Source organism: Dietzia sp. SYD-A1 (assembly GCF_015356725.1).
Lineage (GTDB): Bacteria > Actinomycetota > Actinomycetes > Mycobacteriales > Mycobacteriaceae > Dietzia.
This window is the reverse complement of sequence record NZ_JADDKI010000714.1, coordinates 1-15,823: the sequence shown is the minus strand read 5'-3', so window position 1 is coordinate 15,823 and position 15,823 is coordinate 1. Positions and strand designations below refer to the sequence as shown.

Below are 15,823 nucleotides of genomic sequence, written 5' to 3'. Positions count from 1 at the left end.
CCCCGGACGATCCGTCCTCCTCCCCGGACCACTCCCGGTCCGCGGGGCACGGGATCGCCGACCTCGGCCGCCTCGCGGCCTCTCACGAATCGGCCGACTTCACCACCAGCGTCTCGATGGTCACGGGCACCGGACACCCGGTCGAGGAGGTCCCGCCGGTCGTCGGCCTGTCCCTGTACCGGACCGCGCAGGAGGCGCTGGCCAACGTCCGGCGGCACTCCACGGCCGACCGCGCGAGCGTCGTCCTGCGCACCGGTGAGGGACCGGGCGGGACCCCGTACGCGGAGGTGGAGATCCTTGACGCCGGGCGCCCCCGGGTCGGCACCTCCGGGAGTGGTCTGGGCCTGCTGGGTATGCGCGAACGGGTGCGGTCACACGGCGGGGAGTGCGAGATCGGGCCGCGGGTGACCGGCGGCTACCGGGTACGGGTGCGCCTGCCGTACCGCCCCGACGTGGAGGCCGACCGGACATGAACACCGTCCTGCGGGTCCTCGTGGTGGACGATCAGCCGCTCATGCGGTCCGGATTCTCGATGATGCTCGGCGTGGAACCCGACCTCGAGGTGATCGGCGACGCCGCGGACGGTGCGCAGGCGGTGGAGACGTGTCGGCGACTGCGGCCCGACGTGGTGTTGATGGACGTACAGATGCCGGGCACCGACGGCATCGAGGCGACCCGACTCATCACCGGTGAGGCCCTGGCCAGGGTGCTGATCCTCACGACCTTCGACCGGGACGACTACCTGTTCGACGCATTGCGCGCCGGGGCCGGTGGCTTCCTGCTCAAGAACTCCGACCCGCAGGACCTGGTCGACGGGGTCCGCGCCGTGGGGCACGGCCACGCGCTGCTCGCGCCCGAGGTCACCCGCCGCGTCATCGAACGGCTCACCGCTCCCACGGCACCGGACGCCGGCGACGGGTCACCCGCGCCCGCGGGGTCCCGGCCGGTGGCACTGGACGAGCTCACCGCCCGGGAGACCGAAGTCCTGCGTCTTGTCGCCCGGGGGTTGTCCAACGCGGAGATCGCGCGCACGCTGGTCGTGGGCGAGGCCACGGTCAAGACCCACGTGTCCGCGTGCCTGTCCAAGCTCCACCTCCGAGACCGCGTCCAGGCGGTCGTCCTGGCCTACGAGGCCGGCCTCGTCCACCCCGGCGAGTGAGCCGCGACGAACGGACGGCCGTCCGCCCGCGCCCTGCGTCTCCCCCCTGAGGGGGAGACCTTCCCGGCTCTCCCCGGAGATGTCATCCTCCCGGCTGATCCGGCGGACCGCCCTGGAGCCATAGCGTGGACGCGGTACAGGACACAAGGGAGGACACCATGCTGGAACTCGACGGGCTCACCCGACGATTCGGGGAGACCCTCGCCGTGGACGACGTCGGATTCCAGGTCCCGCGGGGGGCGATGACCGGTTTCGTCGGCGGCAACGGCGCCGGGAAGACCACCACCATGCGGATGATCATGGGCGTTCTGCAGCCGACCGCGGGCACGGTCATGTGGAAGGGCCGGGAGGTGACGGTCGCGGATCGTCGCACCTTCGGGTACATGCCGGAGGAGCGTGGGTTGTACCCGAAGCAGCCCATCCTCGACCAACTCGTCTACCTCGGCAGACTCCAGGGGCGCAGCCCGGAGGGCGCACGTCGGTCGGCGACGGAGTTGCTCGACCGCTTCGGGCTCGGCGACCGTACCGGGGACAAGCTCGAGTCGCTGTCCCTGGGCAACCAGCAGCGCGTCCAGGTCGTCGCCGCGGTCATCGGCGGGCCGGAACTGCTGGTCCTCGACGAACCCTTCTCGGGCCTGGACCCGGTCGCCGTCGACTCCATGGTCGACCTGCTGCGCGAGTACACGAGTCAGGGTGTGCCCGTGTTGTTCTCCTCGCATCAACTCGACCTGGTGGAACGCCTCTGCGACCACCTCGTCGTCCTGGCGGGCGGGCGGGTCGTCGCCAACGGGACGGTGGACGACCTCCGCCGACGTGGCCGCGTCCTGCACCGGCTGGTCGCCGGTACGGACGTCGGGTGGGTCCGGGGTCTGCCGGGCGTCCACGTCGTCGACGTCGACGGTCCCACCGCACTACTGGACCTCGACCGCCCCGAGGTGACCGACCTCGTCCTGCGCGAGGCGATGGCGCGGGGCAGCGTCCGCGAGCTCGCCGAAGTCGTTCCCACCCTCTCCGAGATCTACCGCGAGGTGACGTCATGACCACCACGACCCCCACCCGGTCGCCGGCGACCGAGTCCGCCTGGCGCATCGTCGCCGGTCGCGAGATCATGGTCAAACTCCGCGATCGAAACTTCATCATCTCCACCCTGACCACCATCGCGATCTTCGTCGTCGCCTTCGGGCTGTCGTTCCTCCTCGGCGGGCGCGATGACGAGAAGACCGTCGCCGTCGCCTCCAACGACGCCTCGGCCATCGTGCACGCCGCAGCTGCTGCGGCCACCCCGGACAGGGAGGGCGCCGAGGAGGGGACCGGACCCGGCGCGCAGGCGGGTGTCCCCCCGATCGAGCTGTCCGTCACCGAGGTCGCCGACCCCGCCGCCGCCGAACAGGCGGTGCGGGACGGAGACGCGGACGCCGCGCTCCTCGGCAGGCCCGGGGCGTGGACCCTCGTCGGGTCGGACGGGGTCGACCCCGGCATCGCCGCCGCGGTGGGTTCCGTGGTCGCCGCCGACGCGCTCGAGCGCAACGCCGCGGCCGTGGGCGCCACCGTCTCCGAGCTGACCGCCGGGTCCGTCGTCGAGGAACGACTGCTCGACCCGGACGGGGCGGCGAACGAGGGCGTCCAGCTCGTCGCCGGGTTCGTCTTCGTCTTCCTCTTCTACATGGCCGCGATCCTCTTCGGTTACGCCATCGCCAACAGTGTCGTGGAGGAGAAGCAGTCGAGGATCGTCGAGATCCTCGCCGCCGCCATCCCGTTGCGCCAACTGCTCGTCGGCAAGGTCGTCGGTGCCACGGCGCTCGCACTGGGGCAGATGGCGATCTTCGTGGCCATCGGACTGATCGGTCTGACGTTCACCGACTACTCGGCACTCCTGCCCTCCGTAGCCGGCGCCGCGGGCTGGTACCTGGTGCTGTTCGTGATCGGCTTCGTGGCACTGGCCTGCCTGTTCGCCGTCGCCGGGGCGCTGGCCACCCGGGCGGAGGACGTCCAGTCCACCTCATCCCCCCTGCTCACCCTCATCATGATCGCGTCCTTCGCGGGACTGTTCCTCCAGGGCACGTGGCAGGTGATCGGCTCGTACGTGCCGATCATGTCGACCGTGACGATGCCGATCCGTCTGGTCGAGGGGACGGCCCACTGGTGGGAGCCGGTCATCGCCGCGGTGATCACCCTGATCGCCGCCGGGGCCGTGATGGTGGTCGCGGAACGGGTCTACCGGCGGTCGATCATGCAGACCGGCGGCAAGTTGACCTACCGCCAGGCGCTGGCGCTGACCGAGTAATCAGGGCCGGGGGCCGGGGGCGGTCAGCCCTCGGCCCCCGCCACCGCGCTGTCCACCAGTCGATAACCCTGCCCGCGCACGGTCTCGATCGATCGGGCGCCGAAGGGGGTGTCGATCTTCCGGCGGAGATACCCCACGTAGACCTCCACGATGTTGTCGTCGCCGTCGTACGCGGCATCCCACACCGCCCGCAGGATCTGGGGCTTGGACACGACCTGGTTCCGGTTCCGGATGAGGTACTCCAGCACCGCGTACTCCCGCGCCGTCACCGGTATCCGCTCGGGGCCCCGACGCACCTCCCGTGCGGCGGGATCGACCTCGAGGTCACCTGCGACGAACGAGACGGGCCGCTCGGGGGCCCCTCGCCTGACCAGCGCCCTGAGCCGGGCCTCCAGGACGACGAACGAGAACGGTTTGACCAGGTAGTCGTCGGCGCCCAGGTCGAACGCGTCCGCCTCGTCGTACTCCCCGTCCTTGGCGGTGAGCATGAGCACGGGGGTCCAGATCTCGCGGCGACGCATCTCGCGCACCACCTCGTAGCCACTGCGCCGCGGCATCATGATGTCGAGGACCACCACGTCGAAGTCGCCCTCGGAGGCCATCTCGAGGCCGGTCTCCCCGTCCGGGGCCGTCTCGACCGCCCATCCCCCGGCGGCGAGCCCACGCCGGACGCTCTCGAGGAGCGCCGGTTCGTCGTCGACCACGAGTACCCGCATGCAGTGCCCTCCGCCCGAATCCCGTTCGCCCGAGTGGACCGCGACGCCTACTCGGCGGCCGGGTCGATGTCGTGGTCCATCTGGTCGGCGGGGACCAACGAATCCGCATGACGCCGGACCACCTTGGCCGGCACCCCGGCGACGGTCGTGTGCGGCGGCACCCGGTCCAGCACCACCGATCCGGCGGCCACCCGCGAACAGTCGCCCACGTGCACGTTGCCCAACACGATGGACCCGGCCGACAGCAGCACTCCCGAGCCGATCTTGGGGTGGCGGTCTCCGTCCTCGTTGCCGGTCCCCCCGAGCGTGACCCCCTGGAGGATCGAGACGCCGTCACCGATCACGCAGGTCTCGCCCACGACGATGCCGGTGGCGTGGTCCACCAGGATCCCGGAGCCCACGCGCGCCGCCGGATGGATGTCCATGGCGAAGACCTCGGAGACCCGACTCTGGAGGAACGAGGCCGCCATCACCCGTCCCGACCTCCACATCTCGTGCGCGACACGGTGGATCTGCAGCCCGAGGAAACCCTTGGCGAACAGGTAGGGCACCAGGTAGTTGGGATAGGCCGGGTTGCGCTCGAAGCTCACCACGAGATCCGCGGCGACCGCCTCCAGCACGTGCGGATGGTCGACCAGGACCGCCCGGATCTCCTTCTCCAGGACGTGCCGGCCGATCTCGGGGGTCGCGATCCGCGAGGCCGCGAGCCGAGCGAGGGATTCCCCCAGATCGTCGCACCCGTCGACCAGATCCAGTACGAGCCCCGCGATGAGGGGCTCGTCGCGGCTCTGCGTGGCGTCCACGGACAACCGATCCCACACGGCACGGACGGAGGCGTCGGCTTCCGTCTGCGGGACGCAGGGGTTCTCGATGCTCAGCTCGATGGTCACCCGGTACAGGGTAGGCCCGTTCCGCTCTGCTGGTCGAGTCACCTCGCCGATCCGGTACGGCACGCACGGCACCCGACGCCGGTCGCACCGGTCCCGCCGTCTCGGGCAGGATGGGGTCATGATGCTCATCAACGTGGTATTCGACGTCAAGCCCGAGTACGCCGACTCGTGGCTCGAGATCACCCGTGACTTCACCGAGGCCACCAGGGCCGAACCCGGCAACCTGTGGTTCGACTGGTACCGCTCGCCCGACGCCCCGACCACCTTCCTGCTCTGCGAGGCGTTCCGGGACGGGGACGCTCCGGCCGAACACGTCGGGTCGTCCCACTTCACGGAGTTCACCGGCTCCGCAGCGCAGTATCTCCAGCGCACCCCGCGGATCATCAACACGACGGCCGAGGGCGAGCAGTGGGGGACGATGGGCGAGATCACCGTCGACTAGCCGGACCGGGTGGCGACCCGCCGCCCGGCCGGGCGTGCGCTGCGACCGGGCCGTGGTGAGAGCGGGCCGTGGTGCGAGTGGGCCGTGGTGCGAGTGGACTCAGCCCACGCTGCCCAGTGCGGCGCCGAGGAGGGCGGCCGGGTCCGTCGGCCACCACTGGCCGTAGTCGATCGCGTAGACGCGGTTGAGGTCCGAGACCACACCCCCGACCGTCACCTGCTGGCGGATCGGGAGCTGATGAATCGTGGCGCTGGGGTTGAGGCGCCCCCCGGAGCCCCAGTCGTGCTGCCAGAAGTACTGGCCCAGTCCACGCTGGCGGCACCAGTCGATGGTCGGGGCGTTGGCGTACACGCCGAGTTTCATCCCCGCACCGTGCAGGTGGACGCGCCAGCGCTCGAGGTACGGGGCGATCTGGTTGTCGAACTGCCACCGGGTGGGGTTGTCGTCGATGGCCACGTACATGGGCACACCGCTGGGTCCGCCCGCCGACCGGTGGATACCGAGTCCGATCGGGGCGTGGCGGTCGCCGCCCGCGGCGCCCTCCTTCCAGTCGGCCGTGGTGTCCCTGCCGAACTGGTAACAGGAGACCATGCTGAGTCCGTGCGCCCGGAAGTCGTCGACCTCACGACGCAGGAGCGGCTTGCCGGTCATCCACTCGGCCCCGGGACGGCGGTTCGAGCAGTACCGCACCGCGCCCATGTGACCGGCCGCCCGGACGGACGCGGCCGACGGCGGGCCCGACGCGTAGTCCAGCAGGGTGCCGATCGGGACCCCTGCGCCCGCACCGGGGAGCGCACCGAGCGGTTCGGGAATGGATGACTGGGCACCGGCCGCAGGGGTGAGGCCCGCGGCGAGGGCACCGGCTCCGGCCGCGCCGAGGCCGGCGCGACGGAGGAAGGTACGGCGGTCGAACGTCATGGGGAACTCCGGGATGTCGGTCTAAGACGAAGGGCGGGTGTGACGCGTGGGATCCCACCCGCCTCAGGCGAGTCTGTCACACGATCATCGCGGCGTCTCCCCCCGCGTTACCACACGGGTGCCGGACCACGACGCAGGCGCGACTGGTTGACTGTCACCCATGAGCCGTACGCCCCGATGGTCCGCCTCCGACATCCCCGATCAGACAGGACGCACGGCCATCGTGACCGGGGCCAACGCGGGGATCGGCCTGGCCACCACGCGAGCCCTCGTCGCGCGTGGCGCGAGGGTGGTCATGGCGTGCCGGGACCTCGGGAAGGCCGAGGCCGCCCGGGCCTCGCTGCCGGCCGGGGGCCGGGACAGGGCGCAGGTCCGTCGGTTGGACCTCGCCGACCTCGACTCGGTGGACGAGTTCGTCGCCGGGACCGCGGACCGGGTGGACGTCCTGATCAACAATGCCGGCGTCATGAACCTCCCGCACTCACGGACCGCCCAGGGCCACGAAATGCAGTTCGGCGTCAACGCACTCGGTCACCATGCGCTCACCCAGGGGCTGCTGCCGCAGCTCACCGATCGCGTGGTCTGGCTCGGGTCACTCGCGCACCTGCGGGGGCGTGTCGATCCCGACGATCTGAGCATGGACCTGCGCGGGTACCGACCCATGGCGGCCTATGCCAACTCGAAGCTGGCCTGCATCATGCTCGCCTACGAGTGGCAGCGGCGGCTCGGCCGCGAGGGCAGTACGGTCCGGTCAATGGCCGCGCACCCCGGGTACACCGCCACCGAACTCCTCCGGCAGAGCGGCCGCCCCGCCGCCGACCGGTTCTTCGAGTTGGGCAACTCGATCTCGTGGGCCGGCCTGACCCCGGAGATGGGCGCGCTGTCCGTGCTCTACGCCGCCACCGTGCCGGACCTGCCGGGCGCGACGTTCGTGGGCCCCGACCGCCTCGGTGGGCTGAGGGGGCATCCCGCCATCGTCCGATCGAGTCGCACGTCCCACGACAGGCGCGTCGCCGCAGCGCTCTGGGAGCGGTGCTCGGAGATGGCGGCCTTCCGGTAGCCCGTTCCGCGGTGGACTCAGGCGAGCCCGGACGCGGCCAGTCCCTCGCGGAGCCGGTCGAGGTGCTCCGGCGGGCCCTGGAGCAGAGGCATGCGGAGTCGATCGGATCCGATCAGGCCCTGCATCTTGAGGGCGGCCTTGATCTGGATCGCTCCCTGCGAGGTGTGCATGATCGCGTCGACGGCCGGGATCAGACGGGTGTGGATCTCGCGGGCCCGGGGCAGGTCGCCGGCGTCGACGGCGTCGACCATGGCCCGGTAGTCGTCACCGGCCACATGCCCGACCACCGAGACGACCCCGGTGGCCCCCAGCGCGAGGAACGCGAGGTTGAGCACGTCGTCGCCGGAGAACCACAGCAGCTCGGTCTCGGCCATGAGCCGGCTGGCCTCGAACAGATCGCCCTTGGCGTCCTTGACCGCACGCAGACCCGGGATCTCCGCCAACCGCCGGATCGTGTCCGTGGCCAGCGCGGTACCGGTCCGCCCCGGGATGTCGTAGGCCATCACGGGGCGGCCGGCGGCGTCGGCGATCATGCGGAAGTGCTCGACGATCCCGTGCTGCGTGGGTTTGTTGTAGTACGGCGTGACCACCAGGAGGGTGTCGGCGCCCCGTTTCACCATCTCGGTGGCCGCGCGGATCGAGTGCTCCGTGTCGTTGGTGCCGCACCCGGCCATCACCGCCACGCGGTCTCCCACCGCGTCGACGACGGCGGCGACCGCGTCGTAGTCCTCCTCGTCGGTCGTGGTGGCGGACTCGCCGGTCGTGCCGTTGACCAGCAGTCCGTCGTGGCCGTGGTCGGCCAGATGGACGGCGAGTCGCTGGAGACCGTCGAAGTCGATCGAGCCGTCGTCGTGCATAGGGGTCACCATCGCGGTGATGACCCGACCGAAGGGATTGTCCGACATGGGCACCAGGATAGGCGTTGCCGGATGATCGTCACCCCGGTGCGGCCCCCGCGGTGACGACCGGAGGCACGTCGAGGGCCTCGCGGTTAGGGTCGACACCACCCCGCACACACCACCACAGGAGGACCGCATGAGTTCGGAGAAATCCCCCGAGACCCCGGAGGACCTGGGCAACACGATCGACGGCACACGGGTGGGCGACGGCAGCGCGCCGGATCCGGCGACCGCGCAGGACGCCTCCGGAATCGACCCGGATGCGCCGGGCAGCGGTGGCCACAGTGACGGGCAGAGTGTCGGCCCCGGGGACGGGACCGCGACGACGGGTTCGCGCGGCCTGGAGGAGCAGAAGCGGATCTACCAGACCCCGGAACAACCTGACCACGCCCTGGGCGGAAGTGAGGGCACCGCCGACGGGATGTAGACCCCGGGAGGGTCAGCGCACCTTGTCCGGGTTGGTGTCGAGGAAACGGCCCAGCGTGTTGTCGACGACGAGGTGTGCCACCTCGTTGGTCGTGGCGACCCCCACGCGCAGCGTGGCGACCAGAGCGTTCTGCAGCATCGAAACCTCCCAGCGAAAGATGTGACTGCCGTCACTGACGGCTGTCAGCCTACGCCCGGTCGCGGGGGACCGTAGTCACATCAGCGAAAAAAGTTGGACGGCCGTTCTGGTCGCCCGGCCCGCCCCGGCCAGGGTGGGGACGACGATACTATTGCTGTTGTATCAGCTATGGGTGGGGGTGCCGTGTCCGGTCCAGAGGTCAGAATCCATCGATCGTCCACGCGTTCCCACACCGGCGGGGGGTGGCTGGACTCGCGCCACTCCTTCTCCTTCGCCCGACACCAGGACCCGATGAACACCCACTTCGGGCGACTCCTGGTCAACAACGACGACCGGATCGCGCCGGGCAGCGGGTTCGACACCCACGGCCACCGCGATATGGAGATCATCACCTGGGTCCTGTCCGGTTCTCTGGTCCACCAGGACTCCGAGGGCCATAGCGGGATCATCTACCCCGGGCTCGCCCAGCGGATGAGCGCGGGGTCGGGAATCCTGCACTCCGAGCGCAATGACGGCTGGCGCGACGGTTCGATCCAGCACTCCGAACCGCCCACCGAGCCGGTCCACCTGGTCCAGATGTGGGTCGTCCCCGACTCCACGGGCGGAGACCCGGGCTACGAGCAGTGCGAGATCGAACACGGCGAACTGGAGAACCGTCTAGCCGTCGTCGCCGGAGGCCTCCGTGCCCACGCCGACCGGGCCGCCATCCGCATCCGCAACGACAGCTCCGCCCTCCATGCGGCGCGCCTCCATCCGGGCAGGTCGGTACAGCTCCCCGACGCGCCCTACCTCCACCTCTATGTGCCCGTCGGCTCGGTCGAGCTGGAGGACTGCGGAGAGCTGTCGACCGGCGACGCCGCGCGGCTCACCGCCACGGGCGGCCGACGGGTCACCGCCGGCACGGACTGTACAGACGGTGCCGAGATCCTCGTGTGGGAGATGCACGCGGGGATGACGATGCTCGACGTGAGAGGACACTGACGACGATCTCAGTCGGGGTCGGTGGGCTGCTCGAGTGGGTTCGGCGCGCCGTCGTCCTCCTCACCGTTCGGGATCCGGTGGAGCGGGCCGATCGGTTCGGGCGAGGGTGTGGTCTCGTTCTTCTCGAACTCCTCGGGCGAGTATGCGCGGTCCCACTGCCTCGTCACAGTGGGCGTACGTTCGCCCAGATCGGCGGAGATCCCCTTGACCAGGCTGTACATCATCACGAAGCCCATGACGAAGAAGGGCAGACCGATGACGGTGATGACCTCCTGGAGGGCGGTGAGTCCACCCGTTCCGGTTCCGGCGAGCAGCGTCGCGGCCACGGCGCCCATGAGGACGCCCCAGATCACACGCTGGTGCGTCGGCGACGGCGAGACGGTGTCGTCCTCCCCCGAGGCCATCATGTCCACGACCATCGCGGCGGAGTCGACCGACGTGGTGAAGAAGATGACGACGATCAGCACGGCGATCCCGGAGACGAGGGTCGCCAGCGGGTAGTTCGACAGGAACGCGAACAGCGCACCCGGGATGTCACCGTCGTCGACCACCGCCTCCACCAGTCCACCGGGCCCGTTCAGCTCGATGTCGAACGAGGCCATGCCGAACACGCCGAACCACACGATGGAGAAGGCCACCGGGAGGACGAGCACCCCGAAGACGAACTCGCGGATGGTCCGGCCACGGCTGATCCGGGCGATGAAGATGCCGACGAACGGCGACCACGTGATGGTCCACGCCCAGTAGAAGACGGTCCAGGTGTTCTGCCACGTCGCCAGGTCACCGTCGGCCGGGAACACGTTGTTCCAGAACGCCAGTTCAGGCAGGGTCGAGGCGTACACACCGAAGGTCTCCACCGTCCCCTTGAGCAGGAACAGGGTGGGTCCGGCGATCACGATGAAGGCCAGCAACGCGACGGCCATGGCGATGTTGACGGTGGACAGCCGCTTGATCCCCTTGTCCAACCCGGCGGCGACAGAGATGCACGCGACCGTGGTGACGACACCGATGACGAGCACCTGCACCAGCGGCGACACGGTGATCCCGAAGAGCTCGTTGAGTCCGGCGTTGATCTGGAGGGTGCCGAGCCCGACGGAGGTCGCCACACCGAACACCGTGCCGACCAGCGCCACCACGTCGATGGCTTTGCCGATCGGTCCGTAGACGCGGTTGCCGAGGATGGGCGCGAAGATGGAGCTGACGCGCGGGGGCATCTTGCGCTTGTAGATGAAGTAGGCGAAGGCCAGAGCGGGCAGCGCGAAGATCGTCCAGGTGTGCAGCCCGAAGTGGTAGAGCGTGAAGGCCATGGCCTCCTGGGCCGCCTCCCTGCTCCCCGGATCGACCCCGCCGCGGGGCGGGGTGGCGAAGTGCGAGATCGGTTCGGCCACGCCCCAGAACATGAGGATGGTGCCGATCCCGGCGGCGAACAGCATGCCGAACCAGGCCGCTGTGGAGTGCTCGGGCTCCTCGTCGTCGGCACCGAGCCGGACGTGGCCGAACCGACTCAGCGCGATCCACAGCAGGAAGAGCAGGAAGATCGAGACCCCGGCGATGTAGAACCACCCGAGGTTGGTCATGATCCATCCCGAGGCGGCGCCGAACACCTCTCCCACCCAGTCCCCCGCCACGAACGTGACCACCACGAAAGCGACGATGACCGCCACAGTCGTGAGGAAGATCCCCGGGTCCGTCCTGAGTCTCAGTGCGCGCGTTATCCGTTCGGACATGGTCTCCCTCGTCTGTTCGGTGTGCTTGGCGGCGGTCCCGCTGCCCGGGCCCGGACTCAGTAGGCGAAGTTGTGCACCACGAACACTTTGCCGCCGGCCGAGTAGGCGATCCCCATTCCCGCCGAACGGTACCCCGGGTCGATCAGGTTGTCGTTGTGGCCGGGTGAGTTCTTCCACAGGTCGACCAGACATACGGCCCCGCAGTGCGTCCCCGCGGCGACGATGTTCTCCCCGAAGCCCCGGCTCAGCAGGGCCTGGTTGTGGTAGACGGCGTCCTGGGCGGCCAGCCTGTCGGCCCAGGCCTGAGCCTCGCGGTCCAGATCGGCGTTGGGGGCGAGGACGCGGAGACCCTTCGACACCCGGTACGAGTCGATCTCGCGGACGATGCCCTCGCGCAACCCCCCGGAGACGGGTCGATACACCATCTCCGTCGAGCCGACCGCCGCCCACACCTCGGCCGGCACCGCGGCACGGGCCTGGGAGATCAGCCCGTCCACCACGTGCTGCGGGATGAACGGCGGTAGGGCCTGGGCGGAGGCCGTGGCGGCCCCACCACTGATCAGAGTGGCGGAGGTGACGGCGATTGTCGCGAGTGACGCGGTGAGCCTGGAGCGCATGGAGGTGATCATGCCGTTCCGGCGCGCCTGAAGCGAGTCGATTGACGGATGAAGTAGCGCCCCCGCGTTACGGCCGTGACCTGCGAATATCAGTGTTACTGGTGGTACTGAAGTTAACGTGGGACCAGGAACAGACCGGCGCCCGGCAGGACCTCGACGGTCACCGGAAGTGGCGCCACGGCGTCACCGTCGGCGAACGCCTCCACCTCCGGAGCGTCGATGCGGACCGACCTGCACCGCCTCGTGGTGACCCCACGGAGGCCCACGTGGGTGCCGGAGTAGATCCTGCGGAAGTGCCACGCCAGCCGGGGCTTGGAGATCCTGCCGACGTAACACACATCGAACAGGCCGTCGGATCGATCCGCGTCGGGGGCGATCCTCATGTCTCCTCCGTAGGTCCGGGTGATGGCGAAGGCGCTGAGAAGGACCTCCGCCTCGATGGTCTCCTCCCCCGGCTCACCGGCGTCGAAGGTCATGCGGAACGGGCGGGGCCGGTAGGTCGGGAACTCGATGACCGAGGCCAGGACGTAGCGAAGCGGCCCCCGGAGGATCGACATCTCGTTGACGCGACGGTTGACCGCCGAGTCGAGCCCCGCGCACAGTACGGACGCGAAGAGGCGGGGCGCGCCGCCGTCCGGAGTGGCCCGGCCCAGGTCCACCTGCTCCACGCGACCGGCGGCGACGACATCGGCGGCGGCCTCGGGACTGGTCAGCGGGATGCCGTACTCACGGGCGAGGTCGTTTCCGGTGCCCGCCGGGATGATGCCGATCGGGACACCCGAGAACGCCTGTGCCTGCACGGCCAGCGAGACCATCCCGTCCCCTCCGCACACGACGAGGGCGTCCACCCCGTCGGCGACAGCCTGCCGGGAGAGGTCGAGGGACTCCTGCGCGTGTGCTCCCCTCAGGGACTCGACCTCGAGCCCGTGCGAGCGCAGCCTCGCTGCCGCCCTCTCCGCGATCCGCTCGCCGCGCCCCCCACCGGCGGCCGGGTTGATCAGCATCGCGACCGTCCGGATCCGGCGGTCGGACGGCGTCGCGCTCACGGGACCAGTGTCCCCGGGTTGCACACGCCCCGCGGATCGACGGCGTCCTTGACCGCTCGCAGCATCCGCACCCCCACCTCGCCGATCTCGGCCGCGAGGTAGGGCTTGTGGTCCACGCCGACGGCGTGATGGTGGGTGATCGTCCCGCCCGCACGCATGATGGCCTCGGACGCCGCCCGCTTGGCGTCCGTCCACTGGGTTATGGGGTCCTCGCCACGCTGGCCCGCCACCACCGTGAAGTAGAGCGAGGCCCCCGTGGGGTAGACGTGACTGATATGGCACATGACCAACGCGGGGGTGCCGCTGGACTCGAGCGAGTCGCTCAGGGCCCGGGCGACGGCCTCCCGTAGCGCGGACAGGTTCGACCAGTCGGTGGCGGTCTCCAGCGTCTCGACCAGCGCGCCGTTGTCGATCAACGAGTCTCTCAGCACGGGCGCACCGAAGCGGCCGTGCTCCCACGCCTCGGCGGGGCCGGCGCCCAGCGACACGGCCCCGTGGGCGAGCAGCAGCGCCCGTGTCTCGGCGTGGCGGGACCCGGTGTGGTCGGCCGTGCCCTCGAAGAGCGTCAGACACAGGCATCCTGCGGCCTGACCTCCTCCGGCGTCCGCCCCCTGGCCGATCGCCTCGGTGGCGGTGGCCAGGTTCACGGCCGTCTCCGATTCGTCGGACAACCGGATGACGGTCGGCCCCGTGCCCTGTTGCTCGACAGCACGCAGTGCCGCCGCGCCGGTGGCGAAGTCCGGGAAGCGGAACGCCTCGTGTCGGACCGTCTCCGGCACCGGGTGGATCCGCAACCGCACCCTGGTGCACACACCGAACGCGCCCTCGGATCCCAGCAGCCACTGCCGGAGGTCCGGCCCGGCGGCCGAGGCGGGGGCCCGGCCCGCCTCGATCACGCCGACCGGCGTCACCACGGTCACCCCGCGGACCATCTCGTCGAAACGCCCGTAGCCGGCCGAGGCCTGCCCGGACGACCGGGTCATGGCGTACCCGCCGAGGGTCGCGTAGGGGAAGGACTGCGGGAAGTGCCCCAGCGAGAATCCGTGGTCGGCCAACAACTCCTCCGCCCGGGGGCCCGACAGGCCCGCCCCGAGGACCGCCTCGCCCGACTCGGGGTCGATCGACTCCAGGGAGTCGAAGTGCACGAGGTCCACCGAGATCACCGCCCGGTGGCCGCCGGCGTCCGGGTTCAGCCCCCCCACCACGGAGGTCCCGCCGCCGAAGGGGACCATAGCGACCCCCTCGCGGCCGCACCAGTCCAGCAGGGCCGACACCTCGTCGTCGTCGCGGGGGGCGACCACCGCGTCGGGGCAGTCCACGTGCGGCCTCAGGCGCCAGGAGAGCAGGTCCGGTGTCGACTTCCCCCTCGCCCGCGGCAGTCGCTGCGCGTCGTCGGTCGAGAGGTTGCCCTCCCCCACGATCGCGGCGAGAGCCACCAGGTCGGGTCCGGTGAGGCGGGACGGGGAGGCCGTCACCGCGCCGGGGTCGAAGTGCAAGCCGCTCTCGGCGGTCACCCCGAGCACGTCGCGCAGGAGCCCACGGATGCCCTCGCCCAGGTCCCTGGCCTCCGCCTCGGTGCCCCATCGGGACAGTGCCATCGGAGGTAGCGGGAGGTTGTCAGCGGAGTTCATGTCGCCCATACTGGAACAGTAAACCCCAATCTGTTCCGTTTTCGGCGATTCCGTTGTGGGCAGTCTCGACGACGACGGGCACCGAGAGCGCGAGGTATCGCGCGCAGGGCGCCACGCGCCAGTCAGGAGTCCCGGTGACCTCGACCGCCCCGGTGCCGTCGTCCGCTGCGGCACCGTTCCTCACCCCGGCACCGACCCTCACCCCGGCAGCGGCGACCGGCCGCACCACCGGCACCCGCGACCGCGCGCTCACGGCCGCCCGCACCTCGATCCTCGAGATCGGCGCCACGCGCACGACGATGGTCGAGGTGGCCCGCCGCTCCGGCGTCGGGCGGACCACCCTCTACCGCCACTGGCCGGACGCCACCGCGCTCTTCGCCGACCTGCTCACCCGCGAGCTCACCGAGGTCGTCGAGCGCGTCGACCCCTCGCTGCCCGGTTCCGCTCCGCAGGACGCGGACGAACTCGTCCGGCTGCTGTGCACCTTCGCGGACGAGGTGCGGACCAACCCGCTGCTGGACGCGTTCCGCAGGCACGAGTCCGCAATGCTCTCCGAGTACGTCTTCCACAGGCTCGGCACCTCACAACGCCATCTCGTCCACGTGCTCCGAACCCTGCTCTCGCAGGTGATCACAGGCGATCCCCGCCTCGCCGGACGCGACGCGGACCGTACCGCCGCCATGCTCTTCCTCGCCGTCCAGGGCCTGGTCCTGTCGGCCCCGCTCGCCGATCCCCCGCTCGACCCGGACGGCTGGCGCACCGAACTGCACCTGCTCATCAGGGGGTACCTCGGCCTGTGACCGCTCACACCGCCCCGGGCGGCTCGGCTCGCGCCGGGTCCCCGCACACCACCGCCCTGTCCGCCGCGCGGCGGACAGGGCGGTGGTG

Annotated in this window: 18 protein-coding genes; 9 read left to right on the top strand and 9 right to left on the bottom strand. The window is 70.4% G+C overall.

All coding sequences use genetic code 11. The features are described from left to right. The 4 genes from IY392_RS19005 to IY392_RS18990 all read left to right on the top strand — a co-directional run. On the top strand, positions 1-473 hold a 473-nt coding region (locus tag IY392_RS19005), incomplete at its 5' end, for a sensor histidine kinase (protein WP_375292934.1). Continuing rightward, positions 470-1,159: a response regulator transcription factor gene (locus IY392_RS19000; protein WP_194862063.1), complete on the top strand. Its 690-nt coding sequence runs from the start codon at positions 470-472 to the stop codon at positions 1,157-1,159. The genes IY392_RS19005 and IY392_RS19000, both read left to right, overlap by 4 nt. 158 nt (positions 1,160-1,317) lie before the next feature. Further along, positions 1,318-2,199 (top strand): ABC transporter ATP-binding protein, encoded by an 882-nt coding sequence (locus IY392_RS18995; RefSeq protein WP_194862065.1) that lies wholly within the window; start codon positions 1,318-1,320, stop codon positions 2,197-2,199. Continuing rightward, complete coding sequence (locus IY392_RS18990) at positions 2,196-3,443, top strand: ABC transporter permease (protein WP_194862062.1); 1,248 nt, start codon at positions 2,196-2,198, stop codon at positions 3,441-3,443. The genes IY392_RS18995 and IY392_RS18990 overlap by 4 nt, the downstream gene beginning before the upstream one ends. A 23-nt stretch (positions 3,444-3,466) precedes the next feature. Here IY392_RS18990 and IY392_RS18985 read toward each other — a convergent pair whose 3' ends face one another. Together IY392_RS18985 and IY392_RS18980 are read right to left on the bottom strand one after the other, a co-directional pair. Beyond that, positions 3,467-4,159, bottom strand: a complete 693-nt coding sequence (locus IY392_RS18985; RefSeq protein WP_107757611.1) for a response regulator transcription factor — start codon at positions 4,157-4,159, stop codon at positions 3,467-3,469. A 47-nt stretch (positions 4,160-4,206) separates the two neighbouring features. Beyond that, positions 4,207-5,049, bottom strand: a complete 843-nt coding sequence (locus IY392_RS18980; protein WP_107757612.1) for a serine O-acetyltransferase — start codon at positions 5,047-5,049, stop codon at positions 4,207-4,209. Positions 5,050-5,167: 118 nt separating this feature from the next. Between IY392_RS18980 and IY392_RS18975 the strand changes: the two genes are divergently transcribed. Further along, on the top strand, positions 5,168-5,491 hold the full coding sequence (locus IY392_RS18975; protein WP_194862061.1) for a putative quinol monooxygenase: 324 nt from the start codon (positions 5,168-5,170) through the stop codon (positions 5,489-5,491). Positions 5,492-5,590: 99 nt separating this feature from the next. Here IY392_RS18975 and IY392_RS18970 read toward each other — a convergent pair whose 3' ends face one another. Then, positions 5,591-6,409, bottom strand: coding sequence for a DUF1906 domain-containing protein (locus IY392_RS18970; protein WP_194862060.1), 819 nt, complete (start codon positions 6,407-6,409; stop codon positions 5,591-5,593). A gap of 160 nt (positions 6,410-6,569) precedes the next feature. Between IY392_RS18970 and IY392_RS18965 the strand changes: the two genes are divergently transcribed. Further along, the gene (locus tag IY392_RS18965; RefSeq protein ID WP_194862059.1) at positions 6,570-7,469 is read left to right on the top strand and encodes an oxidoreductase; all 900 of its coding nucleotides are present in this window, start codon (positions 6,570-6,572) and stop codon (positions 7,467-7,469) included. Positions 7,470-7,486: 17 nt separating this feature from the next. Here the strand turns inward: IY392_RS18965 and dapA are convergent, their stop codons facing one another. Further along, a complete protein-coding gene (gene dapA / locus IY392_RS18960) occupies positions 7,487-8,374 on the bottom strand; it encodes a 4-hydroxy-tetrahydrodipicolinate synthase (RefSeq protein WP_107757616.1) in 888 nt (295 codons plus the stop codon). Between the two features lie 130 nt (positions 8,375-8,504). Here dapA and IY392_RS18955 point away from each other — a divergent pair, with 130 nt between their 5' ends. Further along, positions 8,505-8,795: a hypothetical protein gene (locus IY392_RS18955; RefSeq protein WP_107757617.1), complete on the top strand. Its 291-nt coding sequence runs from the start codon at positions 8,505-8,507 to the stop codon at positions 8,793-8,795. Positions 8,796-8,807: 12 nt separating this feature from the next. Here IY392_RS18955 and IY392_RS19475 read toward each other — a convergent pair whose 3' ends face one another. Further along, the gene (locus IY392_RS19475) at positions 8,808-8,933 is read right to left on the bottom strand and encodes a hypothetical protein (RefSeq protein WP_017837372.1); all 126 of its coding nucleotides are present in this window, start codon (positions 8,931-8,933) and stop codon (positions 8,808-8,810) included. Positions 8,934-9,101: 168 nt separating this feature from the next. Between IY392_RS19475 and IY392_RS18950 the strand changes: the two genes are divergently transcribed. Then, entirely contained in the window at positions 9,102-9,914 is an 813-nt protein-coding gene (locus tag IY392_RS18950; RefSeq protein WP_107757618.1) for a pirin family protein, read from the top strand. 8 nt (positions 9,915-9,922) lie between these two features. Here the strand turns inward: IY392_RS18950 and IY392_RS18945 are convergent, their stop codons facing one another. The 4 genes from IY392_RS18945 to IY392_RS18930 form a co-directional block, all read right to left on the bottom strand. Next, positions 9,923-11,641, bottom strand: coding sequence for a BCCT family transporter (locus IY392_RS18945; RefSeq protein ID WP_107757619.1), 1,719 nt, complete (start codon positions 11,639-11,641; stop codon positions 9,923-9,925). A 56-nt stretch (positions 11,642-11,697) separates the two neighbouring features. Beyond that, the gene (locus IY392_RS18940; RefSeq protein ID WP_228549652.1) at positions 11,698-12,258 is read right to left on the bottom strand and encodes a CAP domain-containing protein; all 561 of its coding nucleotides are present in this window, start codon (positions 12,256-12,258) and stop codon (positions 11,698-11,700) included. A gap of 113 nt (positions 12,259-12,371) precedes the next feature. Beyond that, positions 12,372-13,304 (bottom strand): diacylglycerol kinase, encoded by a 933-nt coding sequence (locus tag IY392_RS18935; protein WP_107757621.1) that lies wholly within the window; start codon positions 13,302-13,304, stop codon positions 12,372-12,374. Then, positions 13,301-14,902: an FAD-binding oxidoreductase gene (locus tag IY392_RS18930; protein ID WP_107758260.1), complete on the bottom strand. Its 1,602-nt coding sequence runs from the start codon at positions 14,900-14,902 to the stop codon at positions 13,301-13,303. The genes IY392_RS18935 and IY392_RS18930 overlap by 4 nt, the downstream gene beginning before the upstream one ends. A 167-nt stretch (positions 14,903-15,069) precedes the next feature. On the opposite strand from IY392_RS18930, the gene IY392_RS18925 reads away from it, so the two are divergent. Then, positions 15,070-15,735 carry a TetR/AcrR family transcriptional regulator gene (locus IY392_RS18925; protein WP_309234223.1) on the top strand — a complete coding sequence of 222 codons (666 nt, stop codon included), beginning with the start codon at positions 15,070-15,072 and terminating at the stop codon, positions 15,733-15,735. The last annotated feature ends 88 nt before the right edge of the window (positions 15,736-15,823 follow it).